Source organism: uncultured Erythrobacter sp. (genome assembly GCF_947502395.1).
GTDB lineage: Bacteria > Pseudomonadota > Alphaproteobacteria > Sphingomonadales > Sphingomonadaceae > Erythrobacter.
Map to the genome: position 1 here is coordinate 945,575 of NZ_CANMZM010000002.1, position 15,179 is coordinate 960,753.

Annotated in this window: 22 protein-coding genes; 12 read left to right on the plus strand and 10 right to left on the minus strand. The window is 56.6% G+C overall.

Going from position 1 to position 15,179, the window contains the following annotated elements:
• Window positions 1–70: 70 nt before the first annotated feature.
• From Q0778_RS10875 to Q0778_RS10890, 4 genes are all read left to right on the plus strand, one after another.
• Entirely contained in the window at window positions 71–796 is a 726-nt protein-coding gene (locus tag Q0778_RS10875) for a hypothetical protein (RefSeq protein WP_298305755.1), read from the plus strand.
• 85 nt (window positions 797–881) lie between these two features.
• Window positions 882–1,322 (plus strand): DNA-directed RNA polymerase subunit beta', encoded by a 441-nt coding sequence (locus Q0778_RS10880; RefSeq protein ID WP_298305752.1) that lies wholly within the window; start codon window positions 882–884, stop codon window positions 1,320–1,322.
• Window positions 1,323–1,364: 42 nt separating this feature from the next.
• Window positions 1,365–2,690 (plus strand): glutamate--tRNA ligase, encoded by a 1,326-nt coding sequence (gene gltX / locus Q0778_RS10885; protein ID WP_298335971.1) that lies wholly within the window; start codon window positions 1,365–1,367, stop codon window positions 2,688–2,690.
• 37 nt (window positions 2,691–2,727) lie between these two features.
• A complete protein-coding gene (locus Q0778_RS10890; protein ID WP_298335973.1) occupies window positions 2,728–3,195 on the plus strand; it encodes a hypothetical protein in 468 nt (155 codons plus the stop codon).
• Between the two features lie 36 nt (window positions 3,196–3,231).
• On the opposite strand, the gene Q0778_RS10895 is transcribed toward Q0778_RS10890, so the two are convergent.
• The 5 genes from Q0778_RS10895 to pyk all read right to left on the minus strand — a co-directional run bounded on the left by Q0778_RS10895 (window position 3,232) and on the right by pyk (window position 6,950).
• Entirely contained in the window at window positions 3,232–3,891 is a 660-nt protein-coding gene (locus tag Q0778_RS10895) for a sensor histidine kinase (protein WP_298335975.1), read from the minus strand.
• The gene (locus Q0778_RS10900) at window positions 3,876–4,208 is read right to left on the minus strand and encodes a hypothetical protein (RefSeq protein ID WP_298335977.1); all 333 of its coding nucleotides are present in this window, start codon (window positions 4,206–4,208) and stop codon (window positions 3,876–3,878) included. Before Q0778_RS10900 ends, Q0778_RS10895 begins: the two co-directional genes overlap by 16 nt.
• On the minus strand, window positions 4,192–5,007 hold the full coding sequence (locus Q0778_RS10905) for a tetratricopeptide repeat protein (RefSeq protein ID WP_298335979.1): 816 nt from the start codon (window positions 5,005–5,007) through the stop codon (window positions 4,192–4,194). The genes Q0778_RS10900 and Q0778_RS10905 overlap by 17 nt, the downstream gene beginning before the upstream one ends.
• A complete protein-coding gene (locus tag Q0778_RS10910) occupies window positions 5,004–5,384 on the minus strand; it encodes a hypothetical protein (RefSeq protein ID WP_298335981.1) in 381 nt (126 codons plus the stop codon). The genes Q0778_RS10905 and Q0778_RS10910 overlap by 4 nt, the downstream gene beginning before the upstream one ends.
• A 63-nt stretch (window positions 5,385–5,447) precedes the next feature.
• Window positions 5,448–6,950 (minus strand): pyruvate kinase, encoded by a 1,503-nt coding sequence (gene pyk / locus Q0778_RS10915; protein ID WP_298305736.1) that lies wholly within the window; start codon window positions 6,948–6,950, stop codon window positions 5,448–5,450.
• Window positions 6,951–7,028: 78 nt separating this feature from the next.
• On the opposite strand from pyk, the gene Q0778_RS10920 reads away from it, so the two are divergent.
• Window positions 7,029–7,346 carry a DUF1244 domain-containing protein gene (locus Q0778_RS10920; protein WP_298305731.1) on the plus strand — a complete coding sequence of 106 codons (318 nt, stop codon included), beginning with the start codon at window positions 7,029–7,031 and terminating at the stop codon, window positions 7,344–7,346.
• Here Q0778_RS10920 and Q0778_RS10925 read toward each other — a convergent pair.
• A complete protein-coding gene (locus Q0778_RS10925; RefSeq protein WP_298305726.1) occupies window positions 7,343–8,515 on the minus strand; it encodes an adenylate/guanylate cyclase domain-containing protein in 1,173 nt (390 codons plus the stop codon). The genes Q0778_RS10920 and Q0778_RS10925 overlap by 4 nt on opposite strands.
• Before the next feature lie 254 nt (window positions 8,516–8,769).
• Between Q0778_RS10925 and Q0778_RS10930 the strand changes: the two genes are divergently transcribed.
• Entirely contained in the window at window positions 8,770–9,006 is a 237-nt protein-coding gene (locus Q0778_RS10930; protein ID WP_298305724.1) for a DUF2312 domain-containing protein, read from the plus strand.
• On the opposite strand, the gene Q0778_RS10935 is transcribed toward Q0778_RS10930, so the two are convergent.
• Window positions 9,003–9,452: a hypothetical protein gene (locus Q0778_RS10935; RefSeq protein ID WP_298335983.1), complete on the minus strand. Its 450-nt coding sequence runs from the start codon at window positions 9,450–9,452 to the stop codon at window positions 9,003–9,005. The genes Q0778_RS10930 and Q0778_RS10935 overlap by 4 nt on opposite strands.
• Before the next feature lie 266 nt (window positions 9,453–9,718).
• On the opposite strand from Q0778_RS10935, the gene Q0778_RS10940 reads away from it, so the two are divergent.
• Complete coding sequence (locus tag Q0778_RS10940; protein WP_298335986.1) at window positions 9,719–10,066, plus strand: heavy metal-binding domain-containing protein; 348 nt, start codon at window positions 9,719–9,721, stop codon at window positions 10,064–10,066.
• Here Q0778_RS10940 and Q0778_RS16365 read toward each other — a convergent pair.
• The gene (locus Q0778_RS16365; protein WP_366519542.1) at window positions 10,063–10,302 is read right to left on the minus strand and encodes an HNH endonuclease; all 240 of its coding nucleotides are present in this window, start codon (window positions 10,300–10,302) and stop codon (window positions 10,063–10,065) included. The genes Q0778_RS10940 and Q0778_RS16365 overlap by 4 nt on opposite strands.
• Before the next feature lie 55 nt (window positions 10,303–10,357).
• Window positions 10,358–11,170 (minus strand): CPBP family intramembrane glutamic endopeptidase, encoded by an 813-nt coding sequence (locus Q0778_RS10945; protein ID WP_298335988.1) that lies wholly within the window; start codon window positions 11,168–11,170, stop codon window positions 10,358–10,360.
• Between the two features lie 69 nt (window positions 11,171–11,239).
• On the opposite strand from Q0778_RS10945, the gene Q0778_RS10950 reads away from it, so the two are divergent.
• From Q0778_RS10950 to Q0778_RS10970, 5 genes are all read left to right on the plus strand, one after another.
• Window positions 11,240–11,986 carry a YebC/PmpR family DNA-binding transcriptional regulator gene (locus tag Q0778_RS10950; RefSeq protein ID WP_298305709.1) on the plus strand — a complete coding sequence of 249 codons (747 nt, stop codon included), beginning with the start codon at window positions 11,240–11,242 and terminating at the stop codon, window positions 11,984–11,986.
• A gap of 88 nt (window positions 11,987–12,074) precedes the next feature.
• Entirely contained in the window at window positions 12,075–12,545 is a 471-nt protein-coding gene (gene ruvC, locus Q0778_RS10955; RefSeq protein WP_298335990.1) for a crossover junction endodeoxyribonuclease RuvC, read from the plus strand.
• Between the two features lie 8 nt (window positions 12,546–12,553).
• A complete protein-coding gene (locus tag Q0778_RS10960; RefSeq protein WP_298335992.1) occupies window positions 12,554–12,904 on the plus strand; it encodes an ArsC family reductase in 351 nt (116 codons plus the stop codon).
• Window positions 12,883–13,947, plus strand: coding sequence for a glycerophosphodiester phosphodiesterase family protein (locus Q0778_RS10965; protein WP_298335994.1), 1,065 nt, complete (start codon window positions 12,883–12,885; stop codon window positions 13,945–13,947). Before Q0778_RS10960 ends, Q0778_RS10965 begins: the two co-directional genes overlap by 22 nt.
• Window positions 13,937–14,395 carry a DCC1-like thiol-disulfide oxidoreductase family protein gene (locus Q0778_RS10970; protein WP_298305698.1) on the plus strand — a complete coding sequence of 153 codons (459 nt, stop codon included), beginning with the start codon at window positions 13,937–13,939 and terminating at the stop codon, window positions 14,393–14,395. The genes Q0778_RS10965 and Q0778_RS10970 overlap by 11 nt, the downstream gene beginning before the upstream one ends.
• On the opposite strand, the gene ubiG is transcribed toward Q0778_RS10970, so the two are convergent.
• Complete coding sequence (ubiG, locus tag Q0778_RS10975; protein WP_298335995.1) at window positions 14,396–15,160, minus strand: bifunctional 2-polyprenyl-6-hydroxyphenol methylase/3-demethylubiquinol 3-O-methyltransferase UbiG; 765 nt, start codon at window positions 15,158–15,160, stop codon at window positions 14,396–14,398.
• Between the last annotated feature and the right edge of the window lie 19 nt (window positions 15,161–15,179).

Consider the following 15,179-nt stretch of genomic DNA (forward strand, 5'->3'; position numbering starts at 1 on the left):
TTGTGCCCGTTCAGATTGGAGCTTGACTTGAGCGCATAGATTTCCGCCTATTCAATTTGGGAGGAACTGTATGAAGAAACTGATTTTGCTCGCGTCTGCCATCGCTGTTGTCGCACCCGTATTGCCACTTTCGGCACAAGACACCGTGGTCGTGACCGGCGCCCGGCAAGACCGATCCTCACTCAACGCTTATCTATCACCGAGCCGAGGCGGCAGCGGTCCATCGGCAATCGGCGTTACTCGCAGGGCGGATTATTTCGTAACACCTCTGTTTGTGAGCTCAGATTCTCGCAATTTTGAGGAGCGCAAGGCGGAGCTCTTCAAGATGTTGGGCGAGACGCTAACCCGGGCGAGCAATGAAGGTATCGATATCGTTGCGGGACAGTATACGCTTGAACCGGTAACGCTGGAGAATATGCGCGAGCTGCCGCTTGTTGGTGGCAATCGCCCCGACACCAACCGGGTGCAGATTTATGCGCGCATCCCGCTGCGCGGTGAAGACCCTAAGGTTCGCACCACGGCCGAACGGATTAGAGCGTTCGTCAAAGCCATCCCGGCGACTGGTCGATCATTCATCGATGTGGGCACAACTGGCCTCGGCATTGATGATCCCGAGCAGTATCGTAGAGCCGTAGTGCGCGAGATTGCGCAAGAGGCGAACGCATACGCAAAGCTGTTCGGCAATGACTATGGGGTGTCGATCACGGGCCTCCACGGCGATCTCTACTTTCAGCAATCGAGCGAGACCGAGGTGTTCCTCTATATCGAACACACATTCGATATTGCGCCCAAATAGCCGGGATGAAGAAAATGCTCTTGCGAAGCATTCGCAATTGAGTCATGGTTCGCTCCAGTAGTCTCGCCGACTCACAAGGAACCCCATGTCGCAAAGTCGCACGCCCACCGCTGCCGCCAAAGCCACGATTGCCGGATTGGCTGAGCCACGCCTGATGCAATCGCTCAATCCGATTGCCGCACGTTTCGTCTATTCGCTCAGACTGATTGCTTTGCATCAGCGGATGAAACGCGATCCCGTGCCTGAACTCGCCATCCGGCTGAACAGTGTGGATGTGGCGGTGAAGACACTCGGGCTTTCCCAGACTGTGTCTGCAACTTGGCCCGAGAACCTCCATGTCTCACGCTTCTGTTGTTGCAAACTGACCCATGACGAAGCGACCGCAGCCTCGATGATTGAAGGCGCATTGGACCGTGACCGAACGGCATTCGAGCGCGCCACAGCAGGCTTGATCCGCCCAGATCGGGCCGAGCGGCTGTGGGACAGTGTGCTAGCACTGGTCGAAGCGGAGCTGCGCGCTGTGTGAAGCGGCTTGCAGCATGCGCCGCGGGGCTTTACCGGGGCGCGCATGGTTACAACGCGTTTCGCCCCTTCGCCTACAGGCCGGCTGCATGTCGGCAATATCCGTACCGCGCTCCATAACTGGATGCTGGCTCAGGAAGAGGGCGGCGAATTCATCTTGCGCATCGACGATACCGATGCCGAGCGCTCTCGGGAGGAATATGTCGAGGCTATTCGCGCGGACCTGAAATGGCTTGGCCTGAACTGGACCCGCGAGGAACGCCAGTCGACACGGCTTGAGACATATGAAGCGGCATTTGCGAAATTGCGCGAGGCGGGCCGGATCTATCCCGCCTATGAAACGCAGCAGGAGCTTGAGCTCAAGCGCAAGGTCCTTCTCGGACGCGGCCTGCCACCGATCTATGATCGCGGCGCGCTTGAGCTTACAGCAGCAGAGCGTGCGGCAAAAGAGGCCGAGGGTATCCAACCGCATTGGCGCTTTAAGCTCGACCATGAAGAAGCCATCGAGTGGGTCGACGGTGTACGCGGCAAGGCCAAGTTTGATCCTGCGCAGCTTTCCGACCCTGTGATCCGGCGGGCCAATGGTTCGTGGCTCTATATGCTTCCAAGCACGGTTGACGATGTCGATATGGGCGTGACTCAGGTTCTTCGTGGGGAAGACCACGTGTCAAACACCGCCGTGCAGATCCAGATGTTCACAACGATGGGGGTGACCCCGCCAGCGTTCGCGCATGAAGCGCTGCTGGTAGGCAAAGAGGGTAAGCTCTCAAAACGCCTCGGCTCGCTTGGATGCGACGCTTTCCGCGAAAAGGGCATTGAGCCCGAAGCGATTATCGCGCTGCTTTCACGCCTTGGCACATCGCTTCCCGTTGAGCCGATTGCGGATCGCGGTAAGTTGCTTGAGACCTTTGACCTTGGGACTTTCGGTCGTGCTCCGGCAAAGTTCGACGATGCGGAGCTGGAGCGGGTCAACACGGCCATTGTCCACGCCATGCCTTACGCAGCGGTCAAAGACCGTTTGCCTGAAGGTATAGATGAAGCAGGCTGGCACGCGGTGCAGCCCAATATTGCGACCGTGGATGAGGTGAGCGAATGGTGGCGTCTCGTAACCGGTCCGATTTATCAACCCGAATTCTCTGCCGAGGACCGGGCCTATCTTGCGCAGGCGGCCGAAACGCTCACATGGAGTGACGATCCTTGGGGAGCGCTAACCTCTGCTCTCAAGGAAGCAACAGGCCGCAAGGGCAAGCAGCTGTTCCTGCCGCTACGCCAAGCGCTCACTGGAATGAACCATGGTCCCGACATGGGCGAGCTTTTGCCGCTCATCGGAGAGGAAAAGGCAAGGTCGCGCCTGAGCCGAACGACTGACTGATGTTGACTCTGGCACCCATCGGCGCAAATCGTTGGACATGAGAACCAACTTTTATCTTCCCGCGTTCGTCGCCGCGCTTGTTCTTTCAAATGGCGCGCACGCGAAATCACCCGCTTGCCCAGATCCTGAAACTGCGCGAGCAGAGGTCGAGCAGACCATAAGCCAGTTTTTCGATGCGCTGCGTGGCGAAGGCGAGCTTTCATATGCGGACCTGACCACTGCAAACATGTATTCCTTCGACGTGGGCGAGCGGTTCGACGGACCCGCTCTGGCGAAGGTGATCGAGGACGCATTTGCCCAAGGGGTGGAGATCAACTGGTCATTGGGGCCAATGGACACCAAAGTGCGCTGCGATGTGGCCTGGTCCCAATGGGAGAACACCGGCAGCGCCGGAGTACCGCCTGAAGTCCGCCCGGTTCGGTGGCTCGAGTCCGCGGTTTTGGTTCACGAAGGCGGCCGTTGGAAGATTGACTTCTTTCACTCACAGCGCGCTCGCGAACAATAGCGACCGGTTTGTCGGTAACCGATACGCCGCAAGTTATTATCCCAAGCGAGTGAAGTGCAATTCAATCGCATCGACATGCCAGCACGTCCCAGAAGAAGACTGTTCGAAGTGTGCTGCGGTGGCAATCTGATCGGCGAGATCGTGGATAAGGTTTGTTCCAACGCCGGGCAGAGCGGGATGTTCGCCGGTATCGCCAATTCCGTCGTCGCAAACTGAGATGCTGAGTCCGCGCTCGTCTTTCGAGAAACGCAGCGTAATCGTGCCGCCAGAATGCGGGAAGGCGTACTTGCAGCTGTTGATGACCATCTCGCAGATCATCAGGCCAAGCGGTGTAGCCACGCTTGGGGGAACGTCGAGCTGATCGCACTCGACAGAGATCGACACACCCTCAGGCGCCATCGCCTTCTCCAACTGGCCGCACAATTCCTCGAAGAATGAACACAGCTTCACCTGAATCTCGGTTTCGGAGGTGTGGAGGTGATCGTGCAGCAGTGCCATCGTGTGGAGCCGTTGCCGTATCTCACGCAGATCGTTGGAACCGCTGCGCTCGTGAAATCGCGTCAGGCTGGAAGCCAATTGGAGCGCGTTTTTTGTGCGATGATGCTCTTCACGCAAAACAATTTGCTGCAATCTGGAGACGCGTTGTTGAGACTGCCACGAGAACGCCAAAAGGCCTGCGATTATCGCCAGCGCCACAACCCCGCGAGCGCAGCTATAGTCCCTAGGCGTTGAGTGTAGAGTTCGCTTACGCTAAGCGCGTTTTGCAATTCGAGCTCTTCGATATTGCGATCCCGATTGCGCAGTTCCAGCAGTGTCTCGGCGTTGACGGTTGCCCTGACTTTCTCCGCTTCGAGCCAGTCAGAGTGCATATCGAGTGCGAAGTTGGCATAGCGCAATGCCTCGCCCTGCTGGCCGGTCCGTTCGAGCACGTCTGCCATTGTCTGCGCGTAGGACACCGCCCAATAGCGATGCTCGTTGCCCAACACTTTGGTAGGATCATCTCCGGGCTTCATTCCTAGCTAAATCGGCTCCTCGGCTCAGAGACAGCAGCGCAGCCTCTTGCTCGCCAGCATCAAGCTCGCGTGCGGCAAGCCAAACGAAAGAATTGGCCGCTTCCATAGCACTGCCATATTCAGCGCTTAGCGCTGCCCCTTCGCGTGCTAGACGGATTGCTTCGCGGTGCCGTCCCAAAAAATCGAGTGACTTTGCCTGCCAGAAAAAATTGTAGCCCAGCCCAGCGTTATTGTTGTTCCTGCGGTCGATAACGGTTGCTTGTTCGTAATAGGGAAGCGCCTTTTCGTGCTGCCCTAGGTCAGTGTAACTCGATCCGATGTTCTTGAGTATCACGCCATAATTGTGCGTTCTTGTACGTCCAGTTTCTTCGAGGGCAAGGCGTCCTTCCTCGTAGAAGCCTAAGGCCATTTCGTAATCGCCCAGGTCGTAAACGATATTACCAAGGCTGATACTGTTCAGCGCTGCGAGAGCTTTTGCGCCATTGCGGTTGTTGTAGTCTGCGAGCTGCCGAACAGTTTCAATCGCATCAATGGTATCGCCTTTGGCTTTGGCCAGCTGTGAAGAATAGTGAAGCCAATCGCGCTTTGTACGCGGCACTTTCAGTTGTTCTTTTAGCTTTCCCAAGCGATCGACAACCTCTTGCAACCCGTTCAGATTGTCGCGTCTCACGAAAATCCTACCAAGAAAATTCAAGGAATATGCTTCCGCCAAGAGATCGCCCTGCGCGACCGCCGCATCGCGCGCCGCGATTATCTCTGATTCGAATTTTCGACTGGTATCGGCGGCTCTCCCGGTCAATTTGAGCGCCAAGACCTGGCGGTATCACGGTTGGCGAACTGTAGTCCATCAAGTTCTGTGATGGGCCGTGTAGAGACCAGTATCAGCGCCTGCATTGCCGCATCAAGGTGATAGCCGCGTTCATCGATCGGGGCCGATGAGATCGCGGCAATACACAGGTCCTTGCGTAACGGTATTGAGTTTTTTGGGTTCAGTTCAACTTGATTCAGCTCAGACAAAGGGGGGTAGCACGGGGAATCATCATTGGTGATCAAGCCCTCATCGGGACCGCTCCCGGATTGGGAATAAACCGGCTGTGGCGATGAGGAGGAAGCAGCAATCAAAAGGGTGATTGCATAGCGGCCAAATTTGCCGATCATGTCGTTGAAATCACCCACCAGGACACTATGCATACCCCTCTTAAGCCTGCAAGATTCTAATAGTCTTTGGGCCAGTTTCGCTCAGTTTTGCGTTGCATGCTTTTCAAGTTCATCACCGGTCAGCGTCACCACATGCAGCACATTCGTCGAACCCGGCGTTCCGAAGGGGACCCCGGCGAGCACAATTTGTCTCGATCCCGGCTCACCAAAGCCATGGCGCAGGGCCATGCGTTTGCCTTTGGCGATCATCTCTTCAAAGCTGCCGATGTCCTTGGTCACGACCGCATGGGCTCCCCAAAGCAGGGCGACACGCCGTGCCGTTCTTACGCTCGGAGTGAGGACGAGGACTGGCGTATCGGGCCGCTCGCGGGAGACGCGGCGTGCGGTGGAGCCGGACGATGTGAAAACGGTGATCGCGCTGATCGGAACCGTGTCAGCGATGGTCATACAAGAGTGTGCAAGCGCATCGGATGTCGTTGGATCAGGCTGGGTTTCAAGGAGGCGCACGCGCTCTTTGTAGCCTTCATCGCTCTCGATCTGGAGTGCGATGGAGTTCATCATCGCCACCGATTCTTCTGGCCAGTCACCCGCTGCACTTTCGGCGGACAGCATCACCGCATCCGCGCCATCATATACCGCATTGGCGACGTCTGAGACCTCTGCGCGCGTTGGCATGGGGCTCTCGATCATGCTCTCAAGCATTTGTGTTGCCACGATCACTGGCTTGCCAGCGCGCCGTGTCGCGTTGACAATTTTCTTCTGAAGCGGGGGCACTTCGAAAGGTTCAAGCTCTACACCAAGGTCTCCACGCGCAACCATTATGCCATCGGCCTGATAGATGATCTCTGACAGGCGATTGACGGCCATGGGCTTCTCAATCTTGGCACATAGGGCTGTCTTTGAGCCCTTATGCGCCGCGATCAGCTTGCGTGCCTCCGCCAAATCTTCTGCCCGCTGCACAAATGAGAGCGCGATCCAGTCTGCGCCATGCTCGACAGCGAAGGCCAAATCCTTGCGGTCTTTGTCAGTAAGTGCAGGGATGGGAATCTCTGCATCGGGTACGTTTACCCCCTTACGGTCTGATATCACCCCGCCAACTTCTGCCGAGCAAAAGATACGGTCCTCATCCGCTTCTTTCACCACCAGCTTGATCTTGCCGTCATTGATTAGGAGGCGCTGACCGCGCTCCAATATGCCGAAGAGTTCAGGGTGGGGTAGGCACACACGAGTCTCATCGCCTGGCGTAGGGTCGCGGTCCAAAGTAAAATGGCCCGAGTGGCGGATGACCGCGCTGCCATCCTTGAATTCACCCACACGCAGCTTTGGCCCCTGAAGATCGGCAAGGATCGCGATCGGCCGGGCAAATTCTTTCTCAAGCGCCCGGATCGCCTTGATCGCCTCGGCATGATCCTTGTGGGTGCCATGGCTCATATTGACCCGGAATGCGTCGGCTCCCGCTTTGAAGAGCTTCCGCAGCATTTCCGGAGAGCGGCTGGCGGGGCCAATCGTCGCCAATATCTTGACCTTGCGCCCGCGCGGGTCGATTCGAGTATTGTCTCGCCCAGTTTTAGCAGAATTTGTCATGGCGGCGCTGATCCCTTGGGCTATCTCTCGCTATGCTTGCTATGACACAGCATTGTTGCAACTCAAGGAAAAGACCACATGAATACGAAATCAGCCCAGGATGATCTCTCTCAACTGGACGATGCTGTGGCAGCGGTAGCCTTTAGACGCTTGGTACGCCATCTTCAGCACCGCCATGATGCCCAGAATATCGAGTTGATGGGCCTTGCCGGATTTTGCCGCAATTGCCTGGCCGACTGGATCCGTGATGCCGGCTTTGAGGGTGACAAAGCTGCGGCGCGCGAGCTCATTCACGGCATGCCTCAGGATGAGTGGAAGGCGACGCGGCAAAAACCCGCGACACAGGAACAGCTCGCCGCGATGGAGGCGAGCATCGCCAAAAACGCAAAGGGCTAGGCTTCCTCGCCCAGGCTATCTAGCCGGTAGAGCTCTACCTCCCCGTACTTCTTAGGCAATAGGACACGGCCGACTGAGGTGAAGGTGCATTCCTGGCAATTGTCCATCAGAAGCGCTGCAGCAAAGCTTTCGGTGCAGTAAACGCCGCCCACTGGAGTGACGGGTTCGATCCGGGCGGTGCGGTTGACCTCGCCGCCGTACCACAAACGATTTCCTGTGATCCGGTCTGTACCAACCCAGATTGGGCCGTAATGCACACCAATCCGCATTCCCGCGACCGCGCCTGAAGGCACAAGACCGCGCGGAATATCATCAAGCGCTTCTTGCAGGGCCAGCGCAATCGCGGCGGCCTTTCTGGGTTCATCTACAATCGCGTAAACAGCATCGCCCCACGTATTGCGGAACTCGACATGGTCACCATGCTCGTGCAGCACGAGTGCGATCCGACCCATGATGAGGTGCATGAATTCCGGCAATTCGCGCTCTCCAAGTCGCGAGAAGCCCTTGTAGTCGGCAAAGATGATCGATCGGATTTCGCGTTTGGTCCCATCGCCAATCTTGGCCCGTTTGGGGAAGCGCAGATTTCGCGGCACCTTGCCTGCTGGTATGGTCACGGTGTGGCGGCCGAGGTCCTGCCACAACTTCATATCGGCTTTCGTGCCTGCTTTGCCGGTGGCCGAGAAACTCGCGAATTCATCGGAGACGACGGCGATTTGAAATGCCTCGCATTGGCGTTTCTGCGCTCGCAAGAGCGCTAATCCCATTGCATAAAGCGTGTTGTAAGCGAACTGATTGTCATCGCCGACATAGTCGCTGGGAGTTGCAAAGCTTATCGTTTTGGCGGCGTTCCGGCAGGCGTAATACCGCTCTGCCCAATCGTGGCCGCCCGAGGTTACGCTTTCGTCGATGAAATCCTCTTCGGCGAAGGGCAGTACCACGTTTAGCTCCGCTCCCCGCTTGAGCAGCTCTTCGGCAATGACGATATCCGCGCCGCAGGCGAGTGGACCGTAGCCAACTGTTATTTCGAGCTCTTCCAGGTGATTGCTCACCCTTTGGGCGAGAGATTGCTCCGCTTCGCTTCCGCTGTTGAACATGTGTCCGCAAAAGACCACGACATTGCCGCGTGTATCCGTTTCGCTTGGCACTGTTTCAAGTTGCTCTGCGGTCATGCACGCCTCCACACCAAAAGGGCGGGCAAACCAAGGGCCCATTGCGCGCGTTGAAGAACACCGCTGCGCTCTATCCGTCCATCCACTGGCTACTCCCCCTCGCGTGCCATGTGCAATCGATCCTACAATATCGAGCGACCTTAGCAAGTTGTGGGTAGACCGGTGGAGAAGAGAAAGGCAAAGCTGCACAGCCTGCATTCGCCTGATAAGCGTGCGCCGATATTTTCAACCGATTCTCTTGGAGTACCCAAACGATGGCCGAAGCCACCGACGACCGCCTACGCTTGCTGATCGAGCGAATTGAACGTCTCGAAGAAGAAAAGAAGGGCACAGCCGACGACATCCGCGATGTCTATGCCGAAGGCAAAGCGCATGGTTATGATACCAAGATAATGCGCCAACTTATCAAGCTGCGCAAAATGAAGCCAGATGAGCGTTCGGAGCAAGATATGTTGTTGGAAACATATAAAGCCGCATTGGGCATGGGCTAATCGCTATCGTCAAGTCGGCGTTTTGCTTGCTGATAGGCTTTGATCGCCTCCAAATTTCTCGTTTTGAAATCAGACAATTCGTGCTCGATGCTATCAATATAGGATCGAGCGGCCCTTGTGGCGGCTGCCAATGAATGTGTGGTCTCTTCGAGGAACCAATAAAATGCGTTGGTGCAAGTCACAGTTTGCTCTTCTGACAAGATAAGGTCACTCAAATCCTTCGGGTGCGTTAGCCGATTTCTGACCTCAATCGCCTCTTGAAAGAGGCTCCATTCGCCGCCGCCGAAGTTAATCTGGTGGTCTGGAGCGATACGGTGCGCGATTCTAGATACGAGCCTAACGCTCGCAGTCGTAGTCAGAAACCTTGGGTGGGAATGAAGTTTTCCGGCTTTGTCGACGGTTAATGTGACTTCTGACAAAGCAAGCACCTCATCCGCTTCGATCATGTCCGTGGTTTCCGCTAAAGCTTGAATGTGTTCCTTGTAAATCCAGGCAGATCCCTCGGTTGCGGCGAATAGAGTTCTAATTAGATTGTTGGTTTGAATGCGCCTCGTGACGCTCTTGTGAAGCCGCAACGTCTGACAATAGCATTCCAATAAAGCTCGATTTGTTTTCTTCAGCCATCTGGAAGCTTTAGCGCAACAGGCAAGCGTATTGAAACTCTCCGCTCCTGTCTTATTTTGATAACACACTGTGACAGGGAGGATTTGACATGGCCGGACCTTGGAAAGACGCACGCGGCATTCTGGTGACCACCACTCCATCCGTGGAGGGCCGTCCTATCCAGGAGTATTGCGGCATAGTGGTCGGCGAGGTGATCGTCGGAGCGAACCTGTTCCGCGATCTTTTCGCCAATATCCGGGATATCGTCGGCGGACGCTCGGGCAGCTATGAGCGGATCTTGAAAGAAGCCCGTGATGAAGCAATCGCCGAGTTACAAGCCGAAGCGGCGAGCAAGGGCGCGAATGCTGTGGTCGGGATTGACCTTGATTATGAGGTTGTCGGCGACACGGGTTCCATGCTGATGGTGTCGGCCAGCGGGACTGCTGTTCGGATCTAGAATCCCCGAAAGCGCGATGATTGCATTTGTCGCCCGCGGTGTTGGTTGCAATGGCGACATGCAGCGGCAAGGTTCTCCTGCCTGTTTGATCCACCATCGGCAAGTGGTTTCAAATGTTCGATTGTTGCTTCGAGTAATGAGCCTTTTGGTCCGAATACCCGCCCGCAATAGCAGCAGCGGTGCTTCTGTTCGACTACAAACCTCTGTCTGGTTATTCGACGTTTTTTTGAATCCATAGGCTCGAATTAATTTGAGCCCAGTTCTTTAAGAAAATGCGAACTTGATCTGCGTTTAGCTAAGGTCGCTCGCCAAGGCAGCTATTGAAATCGCTGTCGCATTGTGTGCTGCATGGAGCAGTATCGCCGCCCAGAGTGCAAACCGCACGCGCACGTAACCTAGCATCATTCCCAGAACAAACTGGGGTAGCACCAGCGGCAGCAGGATTGCGAGAGAGCCCTCGTCAAAATTTGCGAGATGGACGAGCGCGAATGCAGTGGTTGAAAACCAGAAGAAGAGCGGGAAGGCGCGAGAGAACCAGCTCATCGTAGGCCTGTTTCGCAGCAAAAACAGCGCTAAACCCGCACCCACAATTCCCGCAATCGCCAGTATCGAGCCGTAGGCCGGACTGCTTGCGTGAACGAGCGCAAAACCAAGGCCGCCAGCACCAAGCAGCAACAACGCGAGGATCGGGCCCGGTTTGCCCCCGAGCCAGCCGCGAAAAGCGATCTCTTCCATTACCGGCGCGCCGACAACCACCAGTAGAATGATCTCCCAAGTGAACTCCATCCCCGCTAGGGCAGTCTCCGGGATGTAAACGCCCATCGCGACCAGCGTGCTGGCAAGCCCGACCAACGCTGCCATGACAGCGATATCGAGTACATAAATGCGAGCCAATACTGTGAAAGCGTCCTCGCTCCGGAAGCGTAGATCGAGGTTTGGCCGCTTCAGAAATGCGCCAAAGCGACGCCATTCGCCGCCGATGCTTTTGGCCGGGGCGGCGTGCGTATCAGCGATGCGACCATCACCGAAGACCGCCTCGGCTTGGTCGCTCGAAAGCGGGCCAGATTGAGGGCCAGATAGAGGGGTTGTCGTCATGTCACTCATGGGGCTAATGCAATCCCCCTAATTCACGCTTAAATGACCTCATAAAGAGAGTTCGCATAAAAGGTTCCCATGGCAGGCCATTCCAAATTCAAGAACATCATGCACCGCAAGGGTGCGCAGGACAAGAAGCGCTCAAATCTGTTTTCCAAGTTGAGTCGCGAGATCACGGTTGCCGCCAAAATGGGCACGCCTGATCCGGACATGAACCCGCGCCTGCGTCTGGCGGTCAACACCGCCAAGGGGCAATCCATGCCCAAGGACAATATCCAGCGCGCGATCGACAAGGCCGCTGCCGCCGATGGCGAGAACTATGAAGAGGTTCGCTACGAAGGCTATGGCCCCGGCGGAAGCGCGATCATTGTCGAGACACTAACCGACAACCGCAATCGTACGGCGACAGCAGTGCGCACGGCGTTTTCCAAAAATGGCGGCAACCTTGGCACGGAAGGCTCGGTTGCGCATGGCTTTGAACGGGTTGGGCTAATCGAATACTCGGCAGAAGCTGGAGATGAGGACACCGTTCTCGAAGCCGCCATGGAAGCTGGCGCAGAAGATATCGAATCCTCCGAAGACGGCCACACAATCTGGACTGCAGCAGACGGCCTTCACGGCGTTTCCTCGGAGCTGGAGAAAGTTTTGGGTGAGGCCAAAGAAGTCAAGCTTGCATGGAAGCCTAACCTCACCGTCGACATGGATGAGAAGGGCGCGGGCACGCTCTTGAAGCTTATCGACACGCTCGAGGATGACGACGATGTGCAGACCGTTTGGGGCAACTATGCGATCAGCGATGACGTGATGGAGAAACTCGACGCTTGATTAAGTTCGAGTGGCTCTATCTGGCTGCGCTGCTCGCGGCCTTCGCGCTGGCGATTGCATGGCGACTGGGCTGGCTGGTGGGGCTCTCATGATCATTCTTGGCCTAGATCCGTCCTTATCTTGCACTGGGTGGGGCGTGATCCGCTCAGACGGCTCGCGCCTGACCCACATTGCCAATGGTCAGATCAAGACCAGCACCAAGGCGCCTATGACCGAGCGGCTAGCGCTGCTCCATTCCGAGATTGCTCGGGTAATTGACGAGCACTCACCCAATCGCGCCGCATGCGAAGAGGTGTTTGTCAATGAAAACCCTCAGTCGACGCTCAAACTTGCGCAAGCGCGTGGGAGCATTCTTGCAGCATGTGGAGGCGCTGAGCTATCCGTCAATGAACACGCAGCCCGGCTGGTCAAGAAAGCGGTTGTGGGTACAGGTGGGGCTGACAAAGCTCAGGTTGCAGCAATGATCAAAGTGTTGCTGCCGGGTGCAAAGGTGGCCGGTGCAGATGCAGCAGATGCACTTGCTGTTGCCATCGCCGACGCGCATCTGGGCAGTAAATAGGAAGCATAATGACTATAGAATTTTATGGCATTCCCAATTGCGACACGGTCAAGAAGGCGAAGAAGTGGCTTGAGGCCAATGGCATCGACTACGCCTTTCACGACTATAAGAAAGAGGGTGCTGACGAAGGCAAGCTGACCACGTGGATCGCGGATAAGGGCGTGGACACCGTGCTGAATAAGCGCGGCACGACATTCCGCAAATTGTCAGACGCTGAAAAAGTGGATGCGGCCGATAGTCACAAAGCTGTCCAATTGCTCGTTCAGCACCCCTCTATGATCAAACGTCCAGTGGTGGAGCATGCCAATGGTATTCTCGTCGGATTCAAGGAAGATGAATGGTCCGCAAACTTATTGTGAGCGCAGCCGCAGCGCTGCTTATGGTTCCCATTCCGGCACTGGCCACCTCTGAAATGGGTGTGGGCGATCCATTGATCATCGCGCACCGGGGTGCAAGCGGCGATCGGCCCGAGCACACGCTTGCGGCCTATGAGCTGGCGATCGATCAGGGTGCGGACTTTGTCGAGCCGGACCTTGTGGTGACAAAGGATCTGGAGCTCGTTTCGCGCCATGAGAATGAGCTGTCAGGCACGACCGATGTCGCCAATCGCGAAGAGTTTGAGCATCTGCGCCGCGAGAAGACTATCAACGGCACGCGCGTCGCCGGATGGTTCGCTGAGGACTTTACGCTTGCCGAACTTCGCACCTTGCGTGCCAAGGAACGCGTGCCGGGAAGTCGCCCTGCGAACGCGCGCTACAATGGGCTTTATCAGGTTCCGACCTTTGAAGAGATCGTGAAACTGGTCCGTGCTAAAGAGGCGGAGACCGGGCGCAGCATCGGGCTTTACCCGGAACTCAAGGCACCCAACTTCCTCTTGGAGGTTGAGGGCATCGACATGGTTGACCTGATCTTGCGCGAACTTCGCGATCTGGGGATTGAGCCGAGCGATCCGATCTTTATCCAATGCTTCGAAGTGGGCACGTTGCGTCGTCTCAATCAGCGCAGCGACTTCAAACTTATCCAACTGATTGCGCCCGAGGGCGGGCCTGTCGACGAGCCGGATATGCGCTATGCCGAAATGATAACGCCGACGGGGTTGGAAGAGCTTGCTGCCTATGCCGACGGGATCGGCCCGTGGCTGGGTCACGTTCTCGATCCGCAGAGCATGGTTCAGACCTCGCTGGTGGCCGATGCGCATGGATTTGATCTCAAAGTGCACCCATGGACGCTGCGCAAGGAAAACGGCTTTCTCCCTGAAAGCCTCCAAAACGAGGGTGGTCCTTCGGCAGACGGCAAATGGCGCTCGCTCTGGAAGGCAGCGATCGAGTCGGGTGCTGACGGTTTCTTTACCGATAATGTGAAAGAGTTTGTCTCCCTGGTGGAGAACGAGGATGCCCCTTGAAGACAGTGTGGTTGCCGATGAGGCCTTTGCCACTCTAGCGCGCGATAAGCCGATCATCGTTTTCGACGGCGTGTGCGTTTTGTGCACCGCCAATGCGCGCTTCATCCTGAAGAATGATCCCAAAGGGCGGTTCCGGATGGCTGCGATGCAGGACGCGGCAGGCGCAGCCATCATGCGTCACGGGGGTCTTGATCCGCTTGATCCCACCAGTTTCATCATTCTCGACCCACCAATTGAGGGCGGCCGCATCTGGATGAACAGCGATGCTGTGCTTCATATGTGGTCGCAGCTTGGCTGGCCCTGGCGTGCTGGAGTGGTCTTCCGGCTGGTTCCGCGCTTCATCCGCGATCCCATCTACAAGACGATCGCGCGCAATCGCTACAAATGGTTCGGCAGACGCGAGGAATGTTGGGTGCCAAGCCCTGAACAGGCCTCACGCATATTGTAGCTACGCGGCTCGGCGCGCACTCAAAATGTAATTGAGCGCCTCATCATTCGACAGATGCAGTCCTTTGCCTGGTCTCCAGGCGATGCCACGACGCTCGATCACCTCAAAACCAACCTCTACAAGCAATTCTTCCAGCTCTTCTGGCGTTACAAAGTCTTCCCAATGATGCGTGCCCTTGGGCACGTAGCCGACCGCTTCGGCGGCACCCACCAGCAGAAGTCGCGAGGCCGCTGTTCGATTGGGGGTCGAGAGCACCAGCAATCCACCAGGAGCCATCCGCGCTGCCACATCGGCCAGAAACACGCGTTTGTCCGCGACGTGTTCGACCACCTCAAGGCTGGTGACCAGATCGAATTTGCCAATATCCAGTGGAGCAACCTCACCCATCATATATCGGATGTCGAGACCGCCGGCCTCTGCATGCGCGCTCGCGGCTTGCACATTGTCGCTTGCTGCATCAACGCCGGTGACCTCTGCGCCAAGCCGCGACAGGGGCTCGCATACCAAGCCAGCGCCGCAGCCGATATCTAGCGCGGTCTTGCCCGTCAGCGGTTTGATGCTGCGTGCATCGGTCCCAAAATGCGCATCCACCGCCGAACGAATAAAGCCAAGCCGGACGGGGTTCACCTGATGCAGGCTCGCCATTTTGCCCCTGGGGTTCCACCAATCCTTGGCAAGGTTGGAGAAGAACTCAGCCTCTTCGGGGCGGATCGTTACACCGCTCCCACTGGAGCGATTGACTGAATCGACGTTTGCGTTTCCCATAGACCCTCGTTAGCAGCGC